13 protein-coding genes are annotated in these 17,689 nt (G+C 60.7%); 12 read left to right on the top strand and 1 reads right to left on the bottom strand.

The annotated features are described in order from the left end of the window. The first annotated feature begins 132 nt into the window (after nucleotides 1-132). The 4 genes from ESZ53_RS12105 (at nucleotide 133) to rplL (ending at nucleotide 3,624) form a co-directional block, all read left to right on the top strand. Nucleotides 133-885 (top strand): response regulator transcription factor, encoded by a 753-nt coding sequence (locus ESZ53_RS12105; RefSeq protein ID WP_129073058.1) that lies wholly within the window; start codon nucleotides 133-135, stop codon nucleotides 883-885. Continuing rightward, nucleotides 882-2,375: a cell wall metabolism sensor histidine kinase WalK gene (locus ESZ53_RS12110; RefSeq protein WP_129073059.1), complete on the top strand. Its 1,494-nt coding sequence runs from the start codon at nucleotides 882-884 to the stop codon at nucleotides 2,373-2,375. The genes ESZ53_RS12105 and ESZ53_RS12110 overlap by 4 nt, the downstream gene beginning before the upstream one ends. Before the next feature lie 313 nt (nucleotides 2,376-2,688). Continuing rightward, nucleotides 2,689-3,204 carry a 50S ribosomal protein L10 gene (rplJ, locus tag ESZ53_RS12115; protein ID WP_129073060.1) on the top strand — a complete coding sequence of 172 codons (516 nt, stop codon included), beginning with the start codon at nucleotides 2,689-2,691 and terminating at the stop codon, nucleotides 3,202-3,204. A gap of 39 nt (nucleotides 3,205-3,243) precedes the next feature. After that, a complete protein-coding gene (gene rplL / locus ESZ53_RS12120; RefSeq protein ID WP_129073061.1) occupies nucleotides 3,244-3,624 on the top strand; it encodes a 50S ribosomal protein L7/L12 in 381 nt (126 codons plus the stop codon). A gap of 481 nt (nucleotides 3,625-4,105) precedes the next feature. On the opposite strand, the gene ESZ53_RS12125 is transcribed toward rplL, so the two are convergent. Next, nucleotides 4,106-5,704, bottom strand: a complete 1,599-nt coding sequence (locus ESZ53_RS12125; RefSeq protein WP_129073062.1) for a LuxR C-terminal-related transcriptional regulator — start codon at nucleotides 5,702-5,704, stop codon at nucleotides 4,106-4,108. 274 nt (nucleotides 5,705-5,978) lie between these two features. On the opposite strand from ESZ53_RS12125, the gene ESZ53_RS12130 reads away from it, so the two are divergent. From ESZ53_RS12130 to ESZ53_RS12165, 8 genes are all read left to right on the top strand, one after another. Next, nucleotides 5,979-8,096 (top strand): RTX toxin, encoded by a 2,118-nt coding sequence (locus ESZ53_RS12130; RefSeq protein WP_246837313.1) that lies wholly within the window; start codon nucleotides 5,979-5,981, stop codon nucleotides 8,094-8,096. A 123-nt stretch (nucleotides 8,097-8,219) separates the two neighbouring features. Continuing rightward, a complete protein-coding gene (locus tag ESZ53_RS12135; RefSeq protein WP_129073064.1) occupies nucleotides 8,220-10,076 on the top strand; it encodes an ABC transporter ATP-binding protein in 1,857 nt (618 codons plus the stop codon). Nucleotides 10,077-10,258: 182 nt separating this feature from the next. Next, the gene (locus ESZ53_RS12140; protein WP_129073065.1) at nucleotides 10,259-11,488 is read left to right on the top strand and encodes a multidrug effflux MFS transporter; all 1,230 of its coding nucleotides are present in this window, start codon (nucleotides 10,259-10,261) and stop codon (nucleotides 11,486-11,488) included. Between the two features lie 82 nt (nucleotides 11,489-11,570). Next, nucleotides 11,571-12,215, top strand: a complete 645-nt coding sequence (locus ESZ53_RS12145) for a phosphatase PAP2 family protein (RefSeq protein ID WP_129073066.1) — start codon at nucleotides 11,571-11,573, stop codon at nucleotides 12,213-12,215. A 59-nt stretch (nucleotides 12,216-12,274) separates the two neighbouring features. After that, entirely contained in the window at nucleotides 12,275-14,191 is a 1,917-nt protein-coding gene (locus ESZ53_RS12150) for a helicase HerA-like domain-containing protein (protein WP_129073067.1), read from the top strand. A gap of 274 nt (nucleotides 14,192-14,465) precedes the next feature. Further along, nucleotides 14,466-15,737, top strand: a complete 1,272-nt coding sequence (locus ESZ53_RS12155; protein WP_129073068.1) for an ABC transporter substrate-binding protein — start codon at nucleotides 14,466-14,468, stop codon at nucleotides 15,735-15,737. A 74-nt stretch (nucleotides 15,738-15,811) separates the two neighbouring features. Further along, nucleotides 15,812-16,702 (top strand): carbohydrate ABC transporter permease, encoded by an 891-nt coding sequence (locus ESZ53_RS12160; RefSeq protein WP_129073069.1) that lies wholly within the window; start codon nucleotides 15,812-15,814, stop codon nucleotides 16,700-16,702. Further along, complete coding sequence (locus ESZ53_RS12165; protein ID WP_129073070.1) at nucleotides 16,699-17,634, top strand: carbohydrate ABC transporter permease; 936 nt, start codon at nucleotides 16,699-16,701, stop codon at nucleotides 17,632-17,634. Before ESZ53_RS12160 ends, ESZ53_RS12165 begins: the two co-directional genes overlap by 4 nt. Nucleotides 17,635-17,689: the final 55 nt, after the last annotated feature.

Genomic DNA, 17,689 nt, shown 5'->3' on the forward strand with positions numbered 1-17,689 from the left:
GCTAGGAACGGTCTCTATCAGCGGACTATGGCGATCCTGTGATTCCGCTGAGAAGGTCCAATAATCACAATGAACGTGGCCACGCGTACGCGCATTCAGAAATTTCATAGGAAACTCCGAATAACTAGACCCATGACCCAGTCACACCACCTCCCCGCGGTTCAGGCGCAACCGCGACTCAGCCGCGCCGACGGAACTGCCATCCGTGCGGTGGTAGTTGACGATGAAGATTCGCTTACCGACCTCCTCTCCATGGCACTGCGCTACGAGGGGTGGGATGTGCGACTCGCATCCGACGGACCGTCCGCTCTGTCGACCATCCGCGAGTTCAAACCCGACGTCGTAGTGCTCGACATCATGCTTCCTGGCCTTGACGGCCTCTCTGTCTTGTCTCGCCTGCGAGCGGATGGCATCCAGACTCCAATCCTTTTTCTCACGGCCAAAGACTCAGTCGACGATCGCATCGCCGGCCTCACGGTGGGCGGTGACGACTACGTGACGAAGCCCTTCAGTTTGGAAGAGCTGGTAGCTCGGCTGCGGGCGCTCTTGCGCCGCTCGACGCTGACGATCGCGGGGGAGTCGAACCCCATCATCGAGGTCGGCGACCTCACGCTCGACGAGAGCACCTACGAAGTTAGCCGCGCTGGCACTCCCGTAGAGCTCACCGCCACCGAGTTCGAGTTGTTGCGCTACCTCATGCGCAACCCACGCCGCGTGCTCAGCCGAGCCCAAATTCTTGACCGAGTGTGGAGCTACGACTTCGGGGGTAAAGCCAGCGTCGTCGAGATCTACATCTCCTACCTCCGTAAGAAAGTGGATGTACTCGGACCGCCCATGATCCAGACCGTGCGCGGTGTCGGTTACATGTTGCGGGCGCCCGAATGACTCGGCCGCGCGAGGTCAAGGCCCCCGGAATCGGGCGGCCACCCCTTAGCCTGCGCATACGACTTGTCTTAGGAAGTGCCGCGCTCATTGCACTTGCCGCCATTCTTATTGGTGTCGTGAGCGTCATTGCGTTGCAAGGTTTCCTCATTGACCGGCTCGACGCTCAGCTGCCGTCAGCCGCCAATCGTTCTCAGGGTGCGCTCGATAAGCGCGATGGCCAAGTCGGCCAGCAGCGCCCGCCCGCACGAGACTTTCTGGCGGTTCCTGGACAAAGCGCTGGCACCATCGCGGGGCTCATCAGCAGCTCGGGAGACGTGATCGCCGGAGTTCTCGGCGATAAAGGCGCGTCCGGCCCGCTGACCGAAGAACAGCGTGCAACGCTCGCTGCCCTTCCCATCACCGACGAGCCAGTGACGGTATCGCTGGGTGGTGACCTTGGCGACTACCGGATAATCGTGTCGAGTGACCCGACGACGGGCGACTCGCTCCTCGTCGGCCTTCCCCTCTCCGACGTGCGGGCTACTGTTTTTCAACTCACCATGCTCGTAGTGGGGATCGGTCTCCTCGCGATCGCCGTGGCCGCCGTGGCCGGTGCGATCGCCGTCCGGTTCGCTCTGCGTCCCCTCGAGCGCGTGGCAAACACCGCGACACGGGTATCCGAGCTCCAACTCGACCGCGGAGCAGTAGCGCTGGCTGAACGAGTTTCCCTCGACGACGCCGACCCGCGAACCGAAGTCGGGCAGATGGGCTCGGCCCTCAACCGCTTGCTCGAGCACGTGGCATCCGCGCTCACTGCTCGGCAAGCAAGCGAAGACAAGGTGCGGTCGTTCGTTGCGGATGCGAGCCACGAGCTGCGCACCCCTCTCGCCTCGATTCGTGGGTATGCCGAACTGACGCGACGTGGGGGCCATGAGATTCCGGATGATGTCGCTCACGCCATTGGGCGCATTGAATCCGAATCGGTGCGCATGACCGGGCTGGTAGAAAGTTTGCTGCTCTTGGCTCGCCTCGACGAGTCGGCTCCGGTTGAGCACCGCGCAGTTGACCTCTCACGGCTCCTGATCGAAGCCGTCGGGGATGCCCATGTTGCGGGGCCCGATCATGAGTGGGAGCTTGAGCTTCCGGATGACGCGGTCATCGTCAACGGCGATAGTGCTCGACTTCACCAGGTGGTCGCCAACCTTCTCGCGAATGCGCGCATCCACACTCCGGCGGGCACGAGCGTGACCGCGAGCCTCTCCACCACGGGGGATCGCGCCATCATCGAGGTGCGAGACACGGGCCCCGGAATTGCGGAGGAGTTGCAGGCGAAGGTGTTCGAACGTTTCGTGCGTGGTGATAGTTCCCGCTCGCGCGCCGCCGGCAGCACCGGGCTCGGTCTGGCCATCGTCTCGGCAGTTGTTGAGTCGTTGGGGGGAACGAGTTCAGTCTCGAGCGAACCCGGTAACACCGTGTTTCGCGTGGAACTGCCGACGGTCGCACGGCAGTAACGGGATGCGGCGGGGACGGTCGTCTGAGTGCTGCTCCTGCGAAGTTGCAGCCGAGCCCTCAATCACGTACTCTTACGGAAGCCAAAGACCGCAGGTCGTTCGCGTGCATGAAAATGCGTGTGATCGAAGTTCGTGAAAACGAAGGCCAGCGCAGGTGTATGAAGTAGTTTTCCGGTCAGCTCTGGCCGTAACTCAGCTCCGTGCCTCTGCGCTAGTGCAGAAGGGCCGGAGCTTTTTGTTTTAAAGCCCCGTGCTCCTGACGACATCTTTCTGCGGTTCTGAGGCAGACACACATCAATCATTAGGGAGCACCATGGCGAACAAGGAAGCATCGGTCGCCGAGCTTACGGATCTTTTCCGCAACTCGACCGCCGTCCTGCTAACCGAGTATCGCGGACTCACTGTTGCCCAGCTTAAGACGCTGCGCAAGTCAATCAGTGAGCACGCAACATACGCCGTGGTGAAGAACACGCTGACAAAGATCGCAGCGAACAACGCTGGCATTTCGTCGTTCGACGAAGAGCTCGTTGGTCCATCTGCAATCGCATTCGTACACGGAGACCCTGTCACCGTTGCGAAGGCTATGCGTGACTTTGCCAAGGCAAACCCTCTCCTCGTGGTGAAGGGCGGTTACTTTGACGGTAACGCGCTCACCGCAGCAGAGGTCACCAAGCTCGCCGATCTTGAAACCCGGGAGGTGCTCCTCGCGAAGTTTGCAGGAGCCGCCAAGGCTTCGCTGTTCGGCGCCGCTTATCTGTTCAACGCACCGCTCGCTCAGGCCGTTCGCACGGTCGACGCGCTGCGCGAGAAGCAGGATTCCGCGCAGTAACGCGCGGGTTAATTAGCTTAAGAAATATAGGAGAAAATCATGGCGAAAATGTCAAGCGACGACCTCATCGAGGCCTTCAAGGAACTGACCCTCATCGAGCTCAGCGACTTCGTTAAGAAGTTCGAAGAGGTCTTCGAAGTTACCGCTGCTGCTCCCGTTGCTGTTGCAGCTGCTGGCGCACCTGCTGTCGCTGAAGAAGTTGAAGAGAAGGACTCCTTCGACGTCGTTCTCGAGGCTGCTGGCGAGAAGAAGATCCAGGTTATCAAGGAGGTGCGCGCCCTCACGAGCCTCGGTCTCGGAGAGGCGAAGGCAGTCGTTGATGGCGCTCCCAGCGTTGTACTCGAGGGTGCAAACAAGGAAGCTGCTGAGAAGGCAAAGGCTTCGCTCGAAGAAGCTGGCGCAACCGTAACCCTTAAGTAGTCGATTCCTCTCACGAGGATCACGCCTCTCTAGAGGCATGCTTAGCCAGAAAGGCGTCACCCTTCGGGGTGGCGCCTTTCTGCGGTTAAAGGGCAAGCAGTTCAGGGCATCGCTCGATACGAGCGGCGCGGGTCGGCAACTGCTGCCGTGAGCGCTCACAGGGCGCCCAGAGGGCCGGCGGGGCGGAAGCAGGCGGCCAACCTTGCCCGGGGCAAAACCGACGGCGCTCGAGGGCCGCTGGCAACACCGACCGCAGACGTTCGCGTGGGCCGACGAGAGTGAGAGGGGGTGGGGCGCCTGGTAACCAGCCGAGCGCCCCACCAGCGTGCCGAATCCGTTGACACCAGGGATCAGGTTCCGGAGGCGGATATTTCGGCACGGAACCGCTAGGCGCGCAAAGAAAGCGGGGCTAGCGGAAGCAGTTCCACTAATGTACCGAGGCTGCACTGGCGTAGCAACACCCTCGAGGGTGAATGGAGGGTTAGTTGGGGGTGATATCCACTTGCAGCCCTAATTCACGGGACTTGTGAATTGCGTCGACTCGCGAGGTCACACCGAGCTTGCGATAAATGCTCTTGAGGTGAGACTTGACGGTGTTGACCGAGATGAACAGTGTCTCGGCAATTTCTGCGGAGTTGCTGCCGCGCACCAGCTCGCGAGCGATAGCGCGCTCGCGATCGCTCAGCGTCTGCGAGTCTCGCGTGGGCAACACAACGGTGAGTCCGTCGAGTCGCTTGATGAGCGCTTGCACTTCGAGTGGTTGGTTGCGAGAAGCCGCACGCGTGAGCATGTCTTGTACTGCTTCACTCGGAACAAGTCGAAATGGGCTATGCATCCGGTTGCGCGCGGCCAGACGAAGGGCTCGATCAAAAGCGATGTCGGATTGATCTTCGGTTCCGAGCGCGAGGTGCGCTGCACCCTTGAGTAAGAAAACATCGGCGAGATTCCGGCTGGAATGAGCGTCGCCAAGGATTTCGCACTCGCGGATGGCGTCGAGAGCTCCGCGTGCGTCGCCCGTGACGAAGCGCAAGTGAGCCACGAGCCGGCCCGGGCACACCGTGTGGTGCTGAGTCGGGCTGAAGTCAGCGAGAATGTCCCACGCTGCACCGCTGTCTCCCAGCTGCAGGAAGGCAGCAGCGCGAAGCCCGCGAATTTCGGAGTCGACAAAGCCCACCGGATCCCAGCCATCGAGGGCAAGCAAGGCGCGTCGCAGGTGTTCGAGGCCTTCATGGGCGTGCGCATCAAAGAGCTCGACAAACGCTTGGGCATACAAGCCCAGAGGCTGCCAATCGCTGTCGACCGTCGCCTCGCGAAGTGTGCTCACTAGCGGTGCGATGGTCTCGCCGCCGCGCTGCATGATTGTGACCAGAAGTTCGGTGATGAGGGTGGGGGCGTTGAAGCGGCTGTTGCGCAACATAGGGCTTGCGCCGGTTGATTTAGCCCGAGCCACGTAGCTCAGCGCATGCTCGAAGTCGCCCATGAATAACTGAATGAGTGCAAGGCAGCCAAAGACTTCAAGCTGGTTCGCAACGCTCAAGTTGGTCTCGGCTAAAGAGCCGGCAAGCCGAAAGTCGGCTTTCGCGCGATCGAAATCTCCGCCGTGGAGGGCAATCGCTCCGCGGTGCAACGCGATTTCAGCCGTCAGCGGGATGCGGCGAGCAAGCGGGATGACATCGTGACTGTCCGCGATAGAACTCGCTGTCGCGACGGCGGCGAGAGCGTCGTTCAGGCGACCTAGGGAGCGTAGCGCCGCCGCATAACGTACGTAGAGAGTAGCGCGAACGAATGCCGGGGTTTCGGGCTTCAGCAGCGCGAACGCTGCCTCGAAATAGGGCAGCGCGGATGTGCGGTCGGCGGTATCGGAAGCTCGAAAGCTGGCTGCATAGCAGGTGACGAGCCACGGCTCGCTATGCCAGAGGGCGGCGGGCGTGGAGTCGAGCATGCGGCGGACGGGGACGCCAGCTGTGCTGACGATCTGCGGCCACGTCTCGTGGAGCTCTTGGATGGCGAGGGTGAAATTTCCTGAAGCGCGAGCCGCGTCGAAGGCGCGTTCAAGCGCACTCACGTCAGCAATGGCCATTCTTTGCATTCCCCCCTTCGAGCCGATTGGCTCGATGAGTTCGTAGTTCTCGCCTAGTCGGGTGGGTGACGCGAGAGTATTACCATACTCTCTCTGCGTGTTGGGGTTGCGTTATCTCACAGGTGGCCCCCATAATAGGCACGTCGCATTATTGACCCCCGAACGTGTGACAATCCCGATAGAGCTACCCGGAATTCCCCGCCGGCCTAACGCGCCCCCAGCGTTTTAGTTCGAACTGTTCCAGGATGCTCGCTACCCGAGAGCGAAACCCGAAGTGAATAACTTTTTGGCGCGCCTGCGCGCCGCAAATCGAAGCCCCCGATTCGATCAGTCCACAGGCCAGAAGCGAAAGCGATTCTCGCTGCGCGACACCCGAGGCATTGCGGCGATTGTCGCCCTCGCCCTCGTTGTGGGTTCTGGACTAGCGGTTGTATCTGTTTCTTCCGCAGCTGAAGCGCACACGCCGAAGATCTCCGTTGACTGCGAGGGCGTTACTGTGTCGGCCGAGTACTACGGCACAGGCGGCGCGAACTTGGTCACCATCCAGATCGATGGCGGCGAGACTAAGACGTTCGAGTTCGGCAAGCGATTCGACTTCAGCGCTCACGCCGATAGCTTCAAGTTCGACGACTCGACAAAGAAGCACACCTACACCGCGACTATCACCGCGTACAACGCGACAACTGCGAGCCAGAAAGCCAGCTGGAACCTGACGAAGTCGGGCGAGTCTGTTCCCTGTACTTCGCAGAGCATCATCGACCTCTCCGCTTCGAGCTGCGACGTTGTTGGCGGCACCACTGACCTCTCCGCTAAGTTCGCGGACCTTGTTGCTGGTCGTTCATACGACGTAACGCTCAAGAGCAGCACCGGTGACTCGGTCACGAAGTCCTTCACCGCTAAGCAGACGGTTCAGAGCTACACCTGGCCGACCGCTGTAACCGCGGGTCTCACCTACACGATGACGATCGTTGACACGAAGAACCCCGGCCTCACGGCAAGCAAGATCGTTCACTCGGTCGCTTGCCCCGAGGTTGGTGGCATCGCGATCACGGCGAACGAGTGCACTGTTCCTGGTGAATTTGCCGGACTCAAGGTTGAACTCAGCGACTTGGTCATCGGTCGCGAATACAAGGTTGAGGTATTCAACGCAGCAGACAGCAGCACCAGCGTTGGCGGAACGACGTTCACCGCAAATGCCGTCATCGGAACCTACAACTACGCAGATGCGACCCCCTCAGGTAGCTACTTCGCAACCATCCTCGATGTGAAGAAGGGCGGAGAGCCGCTCACGAGCAGCACCCGCACGCTTCTTCCTTGCCCCGATGAGATCGCGCAGCCTGTATTGACAGCAACCCAGTGTGACGTTGTGTCTTCTGAGGCTGAAGGCGAGATGGCTGTAGCTATCGATGGCCTCGTTCCTGGCCGTGCGTACGACATCGTCGTTACGAACGCCTCGGGCGCTTCCGTTCTGACCAAGAGCGCGTTCGTCGCCACGGCGTCGAGTGTGAACGAAACTCTCACGGGTCTTGCTGACGGTGTCTACACCGCAACGGTGACCGACGTTCTCGTACCGAGCTTCACGAACACCGCATCGGTGACGCTGCTGCCCTGTGCAACGAATGAGACGACTGTTGTCCTGAGCGCTGAACAGTGCACCGTACCCGGGGGCGACGCATCGATCTCCGCCACGGTTGAGAACTACGCAGTGGGTCGCGACTACACGGTTGCACTCATGCTCAACAACGTAGTAGTTGGCGAGCCGCGTGCGCTCGACTCCAGCACGGGAGCCGCTCAAGAGTTCACGTTTGACGGTCTCGAAACTGAGAACGCTTACCGCGTCGTCGTAACGGACACAGCGTCTAACCCGACTGTGACCGCGGCAGCCGACATGTACTTGGACGCTTGTCCCGAGACCCCTGCGGTTCTCGGATCGCAGGTTGAGTGCAGTGTTGACGGCGAATCCACCCTTGAAATCTCCGCTGGAAATCTCTTCGCTGGCGAGACCTACACGGTCACCGTAGTCACCAAGTCGACCGGCGAGCCGGTTGACGGTGTGGAGCCTGTTGTCTTCGTCGCTGACATGCCGACCCGTACGGTCATGATCGAGAACGTACCCAACGGTGACACCTACACGGTTACCGTCGAGAGCATGAACATGGAACTGGTCAGCGTCAACGAGTTCACGCTCGAAGTGTGTGATCTTCCGACGCTCCCGCTTGCCCCCGAAGAGCCGGCAACAACGATTCCTTCAACCGTTGACCTGCCGACTCTGGCATACACAGGCTCGAGCACAATCGCTCCGACACTCGCTGGACTCGGGTTCCTGCAGCTCGGATTGGTGCTCGTAGGGTTCAGCGTTGCCCGACGACGTTCGGTAGTTCGCGGCAGCTGATCCTGACTGTTCGGTGGGTAACCCTAGTTACCCACCGAACTCCCTTCTAAGGTTTCTCGCACAGCGCACTCGGGCGCTGTGCGATTGGCCGTTAACAAGAGTTCAGCGAACTAGTCTCGAAGAATGAGTTCAGCAGCTGGCGGCCCCCGACGTGGAGGCCGAGTGAGCGGTGGCGATTACTCTGCCCAGAAAGCAGAAAACGCCGCAGCCCCTAAGATTCCCCATCTTCTCCGTCGCATTGCGACACTGTTTGAACCGCACCGCGCAACACTCATCCTCACCATAACTCTGGTGCTCATCGGTGCCGCGATCGGTGTGCTGCCGCCCCTGCTCACCAAACAGGCGTTCGATGAAGGACTTTTCCCGGCATCCGGAACTCCCAACATCCCGGTACTCACTCAGCTCGTGAGCTTAATGGTGGGGCTGTGGATCGCGTCTGCGGCCTTAGGTGTGTGGCAGACCTTCCTCACCGCGACCGTCGGCAACAAAGTGATGGGTGCGCTCCGCGTACGGCTTTTCGACCAATTGCAGCGCATGGAACTTGCCTTCTTCACTCGAACCAAAACGGGAGTGATTCAGTCTCGGCTGCAGAATGACGTCGGTGGGGTGGCAGGGGTCCTCAACAACACGGTGTCGAGCATTATTGGCAACACGGTCACCGTCATCGCTGCTTTCATCAGCATGCTCGTGTTGAGTTGGCAACTCACCATCGTGGCCATCATCGTGCTTCCGGGGATCGTGATTGCCCAGCGCCGAGTAGGCCAGGTTCGTGCACGCATTGCGACGAAGACCCAAGAGTCTCTGAGCAATATGACCGCCATTACTCAAGAATCCTTGAGCGTCTCGGGCATCTTGTTATCGAAGAGTTTCAATCAGCAGGAGGTTGAGACCCAGCGTTACTCTGACGAGAACGAGTTGCAGGTCGATCTGCAGGTTCGTCAGCAGATGAGCGGCCAGTGGTTCTTTGCGACGGTCAACATCTTCCTCTCGGTCATTCCGGCGATTGTCTACATGGTCGCTGCGTACCTTATTACTGGGGGCGTCGATGTGACCGCAGGAACGATCGTGGCATTCACCACTGTTCAGGCGCGACTCATGTTCCCGCTTCTCGGTCTGATGCGCGTAGCTCTCGACCTCCAAACCTCGTCCGCGCTCTTTGCGCGCATCTTCGAGTACCTCGACCTCACGCCCGCCATCACCGATAAACCGGATGCGCACGCAGTGCGGGACGAGGCACTGGGAGCAGTTGAGTTCGACAACGTGACGTTCCGGTATCCCGATGCCGACGCATCCACCAAGGCAACGCTAGACTCCGTGAGCTTCAGGATTGAGCCTGGCCAGTACGCTGCATTCGTGGGTCCCTCCGGTGCCGGAAAGACTACGGTCTCCTACCTGATCCCACGGCTGCACGAAGCGAGCGGCGGTCGAGTGTTGTTCGCCGGCGACGACGTTCGCGATCTCACGCAAGACTCGCTGATTCGCAATATCGGCATCGTGAGCCAAGAGACCTACCTCTTTCACGCCACCATCGCCGAGAACCTCTCTTATGCGCGCCCGGATGCCACGACCGAGCAAGTGGAGGCTGCGGCTCGAGCCGCGAACATCCACGACACCATCATGTCGTTCCCTGCGGGCTACGGCACCGTCGTGGGGGAGCGAGGCTACCGACTTTCCGGCGGCGAAAAGCAGCGAATCGCGATTGCTCGGGTGCTGCTCAAAGACCCGAGCGTGCTGATCCTCGACGAAGCGACGAGCGCGTTGGATTCCATCTCGGAACGCACGGTGCAGGGGGCGCTCGACACGGCATCGAGGGGGCGCACCACTATTGCAGTGGCGCACCGGCTCTCCACAGTGCGTTCGGCCGATGTCATCTTCGTAGTCGAGGGCGGCGCCATAGTCGAGCGGGGAACCCATAGTGAGCTCATCGCCAGCGGCGGAACGTACTCGCGCCTGTATGCGGAGCAAAACCGCACGGACTAAAAACAGCGGTAGCGGACGTTGGAATAGTCAACCGTCCGACCTGCCCGCCGAGGTGCCGAGACCAGTCGCGGCCGACGGGGCGGCGCAGGTCGCCCGGGGGCTTAGGCTGGGGGAGTCCTCGGCGCTGCGGGCACTTGACCTTTACCGTGGCCGCACTGGGCCTCTCTTCAGCTAGGAATCGCTTGACTACCGTTGTTCATCCGGGTGACTCTCTTTCTGCGCGCCAGCGTCTCGTCTACGTTCTCGTACTCGGAGCGCTGACCGCGCTCGGTCCTTTCACCGTTGATCTCTACCTGCCGGCGTTCCCGTTGATCGAAGCCGATCTCGATACGACGGCCGCCATTGTTCAACTCACCCTCACTGCCACAACGCTCGGTTTTGCTCTGGGGCAGCTCATCGTAGGGCCGCTCAGTGACCGCCTCGGCCGTCGCCTGCCGCTCATCGTCGCTACCTCGGTGCACCTCGTCGCAAGCCTCGGCGTCGCCCTCGCTGCCAATATTGAGCTACTTTTCGTCTTCCGTTTGATCCAGGGTATGGGGGCCGCCGCCGGTGCTGTTGTCGCGATGGCAGTTGTGCGAGACCTGTTCGGCGGGCTACCCCTCGTGCGGATGCTCTCTCGACTCGCCCTCGTGCAAGGTCTCGCGCCGATCCTCGCTCCCCTCATCGGCTCGCAACTGCTGCTCATCACTCCGTGGCGCGGAATGTTCGTGTTCCTTGCTATTTACGGCGCACTGGTTTTGCTTGCCGCGTGGTTCTTTATCGTTGAGACTTTGCCTCCCGCACGTCGCCGAGATCTTGGGCACGCGACCGCGCGCCAGCGGTACAAATCGCTCTTCACCGACCGAGTTTTCGTGGGCACCGCGGTGATAGCGGGCATGACCTTCTCGGGCCTCTTTGCCTACCTCGCGTCATCCCCGTTCCTCTTGCAGAACGTTTATGGGCTTGACCCGCAGGAGTTCGGGCTCGTCTTCGCGGTCAACTCAATCGGCGTTGTGATCGGCGTGCAAACAGCGGCGTTCCTCATGCGCTATATCGGGCCACAGTGGATCCTCGCGGGCTCGGGGGTCATGCTGCTGCTTTCGGCGTCCACGATCGTCTTCCTCGACATCGTTAATGGCGACCTCATCACCGTGCTCATACCGCTGTTCGTATTTGTCATGTCGTGTGGCTTCTCGTTCCCCTGTACTCAGGTGCTCGCGCTCGCCAACCACGGGGGAGAGGCCGCGACCGCGGCTTCGGTTCTCGGCGCCGTGAACTTCGGTCTCGCGGGCCTCACATCGCCGATTGTGGGTGCGTTCGGCATCACTAACGCCATTCCGATGGGCATCGTGATGGGGTGCACGGCGATCATTTCGATCATCGTCATGTGGACCGTGGTACGCCCGCGCACCGTGCCGGCGCTCTCGCGCTAGCGAAAGCACGGCGGCATCGAGAGGGCAGGAATGGGCAACACGCTCTCGGCAATCGCTGAGGTCGAACGACTACCGTAGGCGTGTGAAAACTGAGATCTCGCAGTCCGATGCGCGCCGCATCTCCCGTCGTTGGCCACTCATTAGCGGTCTGGGAGCTGTCGTCCTGGCCGTAAGCCTCGGGCTCCTTATCGGCATCCGGAGCGGCCCTTTTAGCGTCGACCAACTCCTGTTAGACGATTTTCTCAGCATCCGCGCTGACGTTTTCACGGTGCCAGCGCTTGCGATGAATTTCTTGGGTGGCGGCTGGTTTGGGGTTTTCCTCGTTCCGCTTGGTGGTGCACTCGCGTTCTTTTTGCTCAAGCGTCGCTGGGCCGCACTGTACTTCTTGATGGCTTCTGCGCTGAGCGCTGGCGTCGTTCAACTTCTCAAGACGCTGTTCAGTCGAGCGCGCCCCGAAGAGATCCTCGTCACGGCAGACTTTGGTTCATTCCCCTCGGGGCATGTAGCCAACGCTGCCACCCTCACTGTCGTGCTTATTCTGCTGCTGCAACGCCGGTGGATCATCGTTGTCGGGGTGATTTATACGATCCTTATGATCCTCAGCCGCACCTACTTGGGCGCACACTGGCTCAGCGACACCGTTGGTGGTGCCCTCGTGGGCATCGGCGTTGCGGTTATTCTTTGGGCTCCGCTCGCGCGCAAACTCTCGGCAGAGACAAGCCGCTAGTTCGCGCGCAGTTCAGCGAATCGATGGTCGTGACTGCCGCCACTCCGTAGGCTAGAACGATGACGGATGCCGCAGCCCAAGTAGAAGCAGCCAAGCAAGCCCTAGCCGAGGCTCAAGCCGCCCTCGCGGCGGCCGAACTCGCTTCTGCGGAGGCCGCGCTTGCCGCCGAGCAAGCCGCCGCTGCGACAGCGCCGGAGACACCCGCCCCAGAGCCTGAGCCGGAAGCGGAGCTCGAGGCAAGTGAGCCGCAGCGGAAAGCGGCAGCGGCAGCGGAATCCGTGCTGGCATCCGACTCCACCGATACCGACACCGATACCAACACTGGCGATGGCCCGCTGTCGCCCGAGGAAGTTGCCGCAATTCGCGATGGGTACGCTTTTGAGGGCGAGGTGCTCGAGATGGGCGCGCTCGTCAATGGCGATGCTCTCGCCGGCGTGCCCGTGCGTATCCCGGTAGCCATGCTCAACCGTCACGGCCTGGTGGCTGGGGCTACCGGTACCGGAAAAACGAAAACCTTGCAGGTGCTCGCCGAGCAGCTCTCCGCGGCCGGCGTTCCCGTCTTCGCCGCCGATATCAAGGGCGACCTTTCGGGCATCGCAACGGCAGGCACGTCGAGCGAAAAGCTGCTGGAACGCACCAACTCGATCGGTCAGGACTGGAAGCCCGCGGCGTCCCCGACCGAGTACTTCACGCTGGGCGGGATGGGCACGGGCGTACCTATTCGCGCTACCGTGTCGAGCTTCGGGCCGCTATTGCTGTCGAAGGTGTTGGGGCTGAACGATACGCAAGAATCAAGCCTCGGGCTGATCTTCCACTACGCCGATAAAGCTGGGCTGCCTCTCGTCGATTTGGGTGACCTCCGCGCTGTCGTGCAGTGGCTCTTGAGCGACGAGGGCAAGGTTGAACTGAAGACTCTGGGCGGGCTCTCGTCGGCGACCGCAGGCGTCATCCTGCGTGAGCTGGTGAGTTTTGCCAATGAGGGCGCTGAAGACTTCTTCGGGGAGCCCGAGATTGACACTTCGCTCTTCCTGCGCACCAACGCCGACGGTACGGGGATGGTTAGTCTGCTCGAGATCCCGGGTGTCAGCGACAAGCCCGCCTTGTTCTCGACCTTCCTTATGTGGCTTTTGGCCGACCTCTTCAACGATCTGCCCGAGGTGGGCGACATCGATAAGCCCAAGCTGGTGTTCTTCTTTGACGAAGCGCATTTGCTGTTCAAGGATGCCTCGAAAGACTTCATCGCCTCCATCACTCAGACGGTGCGCTTGATCCGGTCGAAGGGCGTCGGCGTGGTCTTTGTGACTCAGACCCCCAAGGATGTACCGAGCGACGTTCTGGCGCAGATCGGTTCACGATTCCAGCACCAGCTGCGGGCGCACACTCCCGATTCAGCAAAAGCGCTGAAGGCTACAGTCTCGACCTACCCCACGTCGGGATACGACCTGGGCGAAGTGCTCACGACGCTCGCGACCGGCGAAGCGATCATCACAGTGATGAACGAGAAGGGGGCGCCGACTCCGGTGGCCTGGACTCGACTTCGTGCGCCGCAAGGCTCGATGTCTCCCACGGATGCCGCAGTGATGGAGGCGGCTGTTGCAGCATCCCCACTCATGGCGACCTACGGTACCGCTGTCGATCGCGAATCGGCGAGAGAAATCCTCGCCGTGAAGATGAACGCGGCAGCAGAAGCGGATGCCGCTGCCGAGGCCGCGGAGGCGGCGGAAGACGCGGCGAAAGACGCTGAGAAGCTCGCGAAGGCGAAGGCAAAAGAGCAGGCGAAGGTGCAGGCTGAGTACGAGCGGGCGCTTAAAGATATGAACAAAAAGCCGACATCGTCGGGCTCGAGCCGCACTACTACGCGCACCTCAACGCGCAAGGATACAAACGTTCTGGGCGACGTCTTGGGTTCACGAACTGGACAAACCGTCGTTAGAGAAGTGTTGCGCGGCATTTTTTCGACACTCAAACGGCGCTAACCCAGCAACCCTTGTGCGCGCCGGAGGCAAGAGCTGAAGCCGGCATTCTTGGCCTCTACTTCCCCGTATCTATAGGGATTTGTGGCATTTCCCGGGGTGAGGAGTGGCCCAGGGCGCGACGTCAAGTCGAGGCTGTTGCCAAATTGTGACCAACAAATTCTGAAGAATTCTGCTGCGTTCACTTGTCAAACCCAACGGTGACGCGCTTTACTGTTGATCGTCCGATTCACTTCTTGAACGGAACAGCACTCACTTTCCAATGGAGGAACACAGAATGCGTAAGCCACTTTCCATTATTGCCGGGGCGGTGGCCTTAGGCCTCGTTCTGGCAGGCTGCTCGAGCACCCCTAGCTCAGACCCCGAGAACGCTGATCAGGTTGAGGTATTCACCTGGTGGGCATCCGGCTCCGAGAAGGTCGGCCTCGACGCTCTCGTCAAGGTATTCGAAGAGCAGAACCCTGACATTGAGTTCATCAACGCGTCAGTAGCTGGCGGCGCCGGCTCCAACGCCAAGGCAGCGCTCGCGTCTCGCCTTGAGTCCAATGACCCGCCGGACACGTTCCAGGCTCATGCCGGAGCAGAACTCACCGACTACATCAACGCTGGTCAGCTGCAGGACCTCAGCTCGTTCTACCAGGACAACGGCCTCACCGACGTCTTCCCCGAGAGCCTGATCGAGCGCATCACTGTTGATGGCGCCATCTACTCGGTACCCAGCAACATCCACCGTGCCAACGTCGTCTGGGCCAACACCCAGGTGCTCAAGGATGCCGGCATCGACCCGATGGCTGCTCCCGCCGACATCGACGCCTGGCTCGTCGACCTGAAGAAGCTCAAGGATGCTGGAGTCGAGACGCCTCTCGCACTCGGCACCGAGTGGACTCAGATGCAGCTCTTCGAAAACGTTCTCATCGCCGACCTCGGCGCGGAAGACTACTCGGGACTCTGGACGGGCGACACCGCGTGGGATGACTCGCGCGTTGAAACCGCGATCGGCCACTACGGTGAGCTCCTCGAATTCACCAACAGCGACTTCGCTGGCCTCGACTGGGATGCTGCAACGCAGATCGTTCTCGATGGCAACGCTGCGTACAACGTCATGGGTGACTGGGCTGAGTCTGCATTCCAGCAGGCCGGTTGGACCTACGACAACGAGTACACCACCTGGGCAACCCCCGGCACCGACGGAGTCTTCGACTTCCTCGCTGACTCGTTCACTCTCGCAGTAGGTGCGCCTCACGAGGCCGCAACGATCGACTGGTTGACCACCATTAGCTCGGCTGAAGGCCAGAAGGCATTCAACCTCGCCAAGGGTTCGATCCCGGCTCGAACTGACACGGTTGCCGCTGACTACCCCGCGTACCAGCAGACCGCCATCGCTTCCTTCGGCGAAGACACCGTAGTGAGCTCGCTCGCTCACGGTGCCGCAACCAGCATTGCCTGGTCGGGAGACATCTCCTCGGCTATCGGTAAGTTCGGCGCTGACCGCGATGCAGCCTCGCTGCTCTCCGGCCTAGTTGCCGCCGCTGACAAGGCTCAGGGCTAGCTAGCACTACGAGACACAGTGGGTGGGGGCGGAGACGTCTCCACCCGCTACCGTGCAAACCGAGGAGCTCGCGCGTGAAAAAAGGATACAAAAACTGGGGCCCACCGCTCCTCTTAATATCTCCGACGATTATCGTTCTCGGGATATTTGTTTATGGCTTGATCGGCGCCAACATCTCGGTGTCGCTCAGCAACCGGAACAGTCTTGTTCCCGCTACTGAGTTCGTTGGACTTGATAACTACATCGCTCTGTTTGGCGAAGAGCGCTTCATCCACTCGCTTCAGAACCTGGGTATCTTTACCCTCTTCTTTATCGGTGGCACCATGATCTTCGGATTCTTGTGGGCGTGGATGCTCGACAAGGGCGTCACCGCAGAGGGCGTTTTCCGCTCGGTGTTCCTCTTCCCCATGGCGATTTCGTTCGTGGCATCCGGTGTTGTCTGGCGCTGGTTGCTCAACAGCGCTGAGGGCGACCGTGCATCTGGACTCAACCGGGTCTTCGAGAACCTCGGGCTCGACTTTCTCCAGAACTCGTGGTGGAACGATCCGACCTGGGGCATGGCGGCGATTGCATTGCCCGCTATCTGGCAGCTCGCCGGCTACGTCATGGCGCTCTTCCTTTCGGGCTTCCGTGGCATTCCTGAAGAGCTGCGTGAAGCAGCCCGCATGGATGGCGCTACCGAGTGGAAGCTCTACCGCTACGTGATCTTCCCCCAGCTGAGCCCCGTAGCCCTCTCCGCCCTCATCATCGTGGGCCACATGTCGCTCAAGGTCTTCGACCTCATCATGGCGATCACGAAGTCGATCTACCAGACCGAGGTTCCCGCAACCTACCTCTGGGTCGCGTTGACCTCGAACGACTACGCCAAGTCGGCCACGATCGCGACAATTCTGTTGCTCTTCGTTGCCGTCGTGATCGTTCCCTACCTGATCTACACCGCTCGCGCAGAGAAGAGGCAAGGATGAGTGTCGCAACCGGACTCGACAAGAAGCCAAGCGAACCCACTACCGAGTCGCACATGCCGCAGAGTTCGGCGATCCGTGCGCGCGCTGGGTTGAGTCGCACCGCGAAGTACGTGCTGCTGGTGTTCTTCCTGGTCATTGTGTTGATGCCCGTGTACGTGCTTATCGTCACGAGCCTCAAGCCGCCGCAGGACGTCAACCCCGCCACCTCGTGGGGGCTGCCGGTTCGCTGGCCGTGGGAGCCCGCCTTTGAGGGTGGACCCACCGGCTTCGACAACTGGGCTCTCGCGTGGAACGCGCTGTCGGCATCCATCGGTCGCACGTTCTTGCTGGCGATTCCCGCCGCACTGATCGCGTCGTTCCTCGGAGCAATGAACGGTTTCGTTTTGGCCCGCTGGCGCTTCCCGTACGCCGATGTCGTCTTCACGTTCATCCTGTTCGGAATGTTCATTCCGTACCAGGCGATCATGACGCCGCTCGTGCAGATGAAGACAAGCCTCGGGTTGCCGAGCGATGTCTCCACGCTGTTGGTTGTGCACGTGATCTACGGTTTGCCGATCTGTACGTTGATCTTCCGCAACTACTACGCCGGCATCCCTCACGAGTTGATGGAAGCAGCCCGTATGGATGGTTCGGGGATGCTGCGCACCTTCCGCAGCATCGTCTTGCCGCTGTCGCTTCCCGGCTTTGTGGTCACGATCATCTGGCAGTTCACGTCGGCCTGGAACGACTTCCTGTTCGCGCTGTTCCTGTCGAACCAGAACGAGGGGCCGGTGTCGCTCGCGCTCAACAACCTGGCTCAGGGCGCGCAATTGGCCAACTACGGTGCTGCGATGGCGGGAGCGTTGCTTGCTTCGCTACCGACCCTCGTCGTGTACATCGTGCTCGGCAAGTACTTCATCGGTGGACTGATGAGCGGCTCGGTCAAGAGCTAAAGCACTCCGTGCGGCACTGAGCCGCGTCATCCTGTTCCGCTTCGGCGGGGCGGAT

It is taken from the genome of Salinibacterium sp. UTAS2018, from assembly GCF_004118935.1.
Taxonomy (GTDB): Bacteria; Actinomycetota; Actinomycetes; order Actinomycetales; family Microbacteriaceae; genus Rhodoglobus.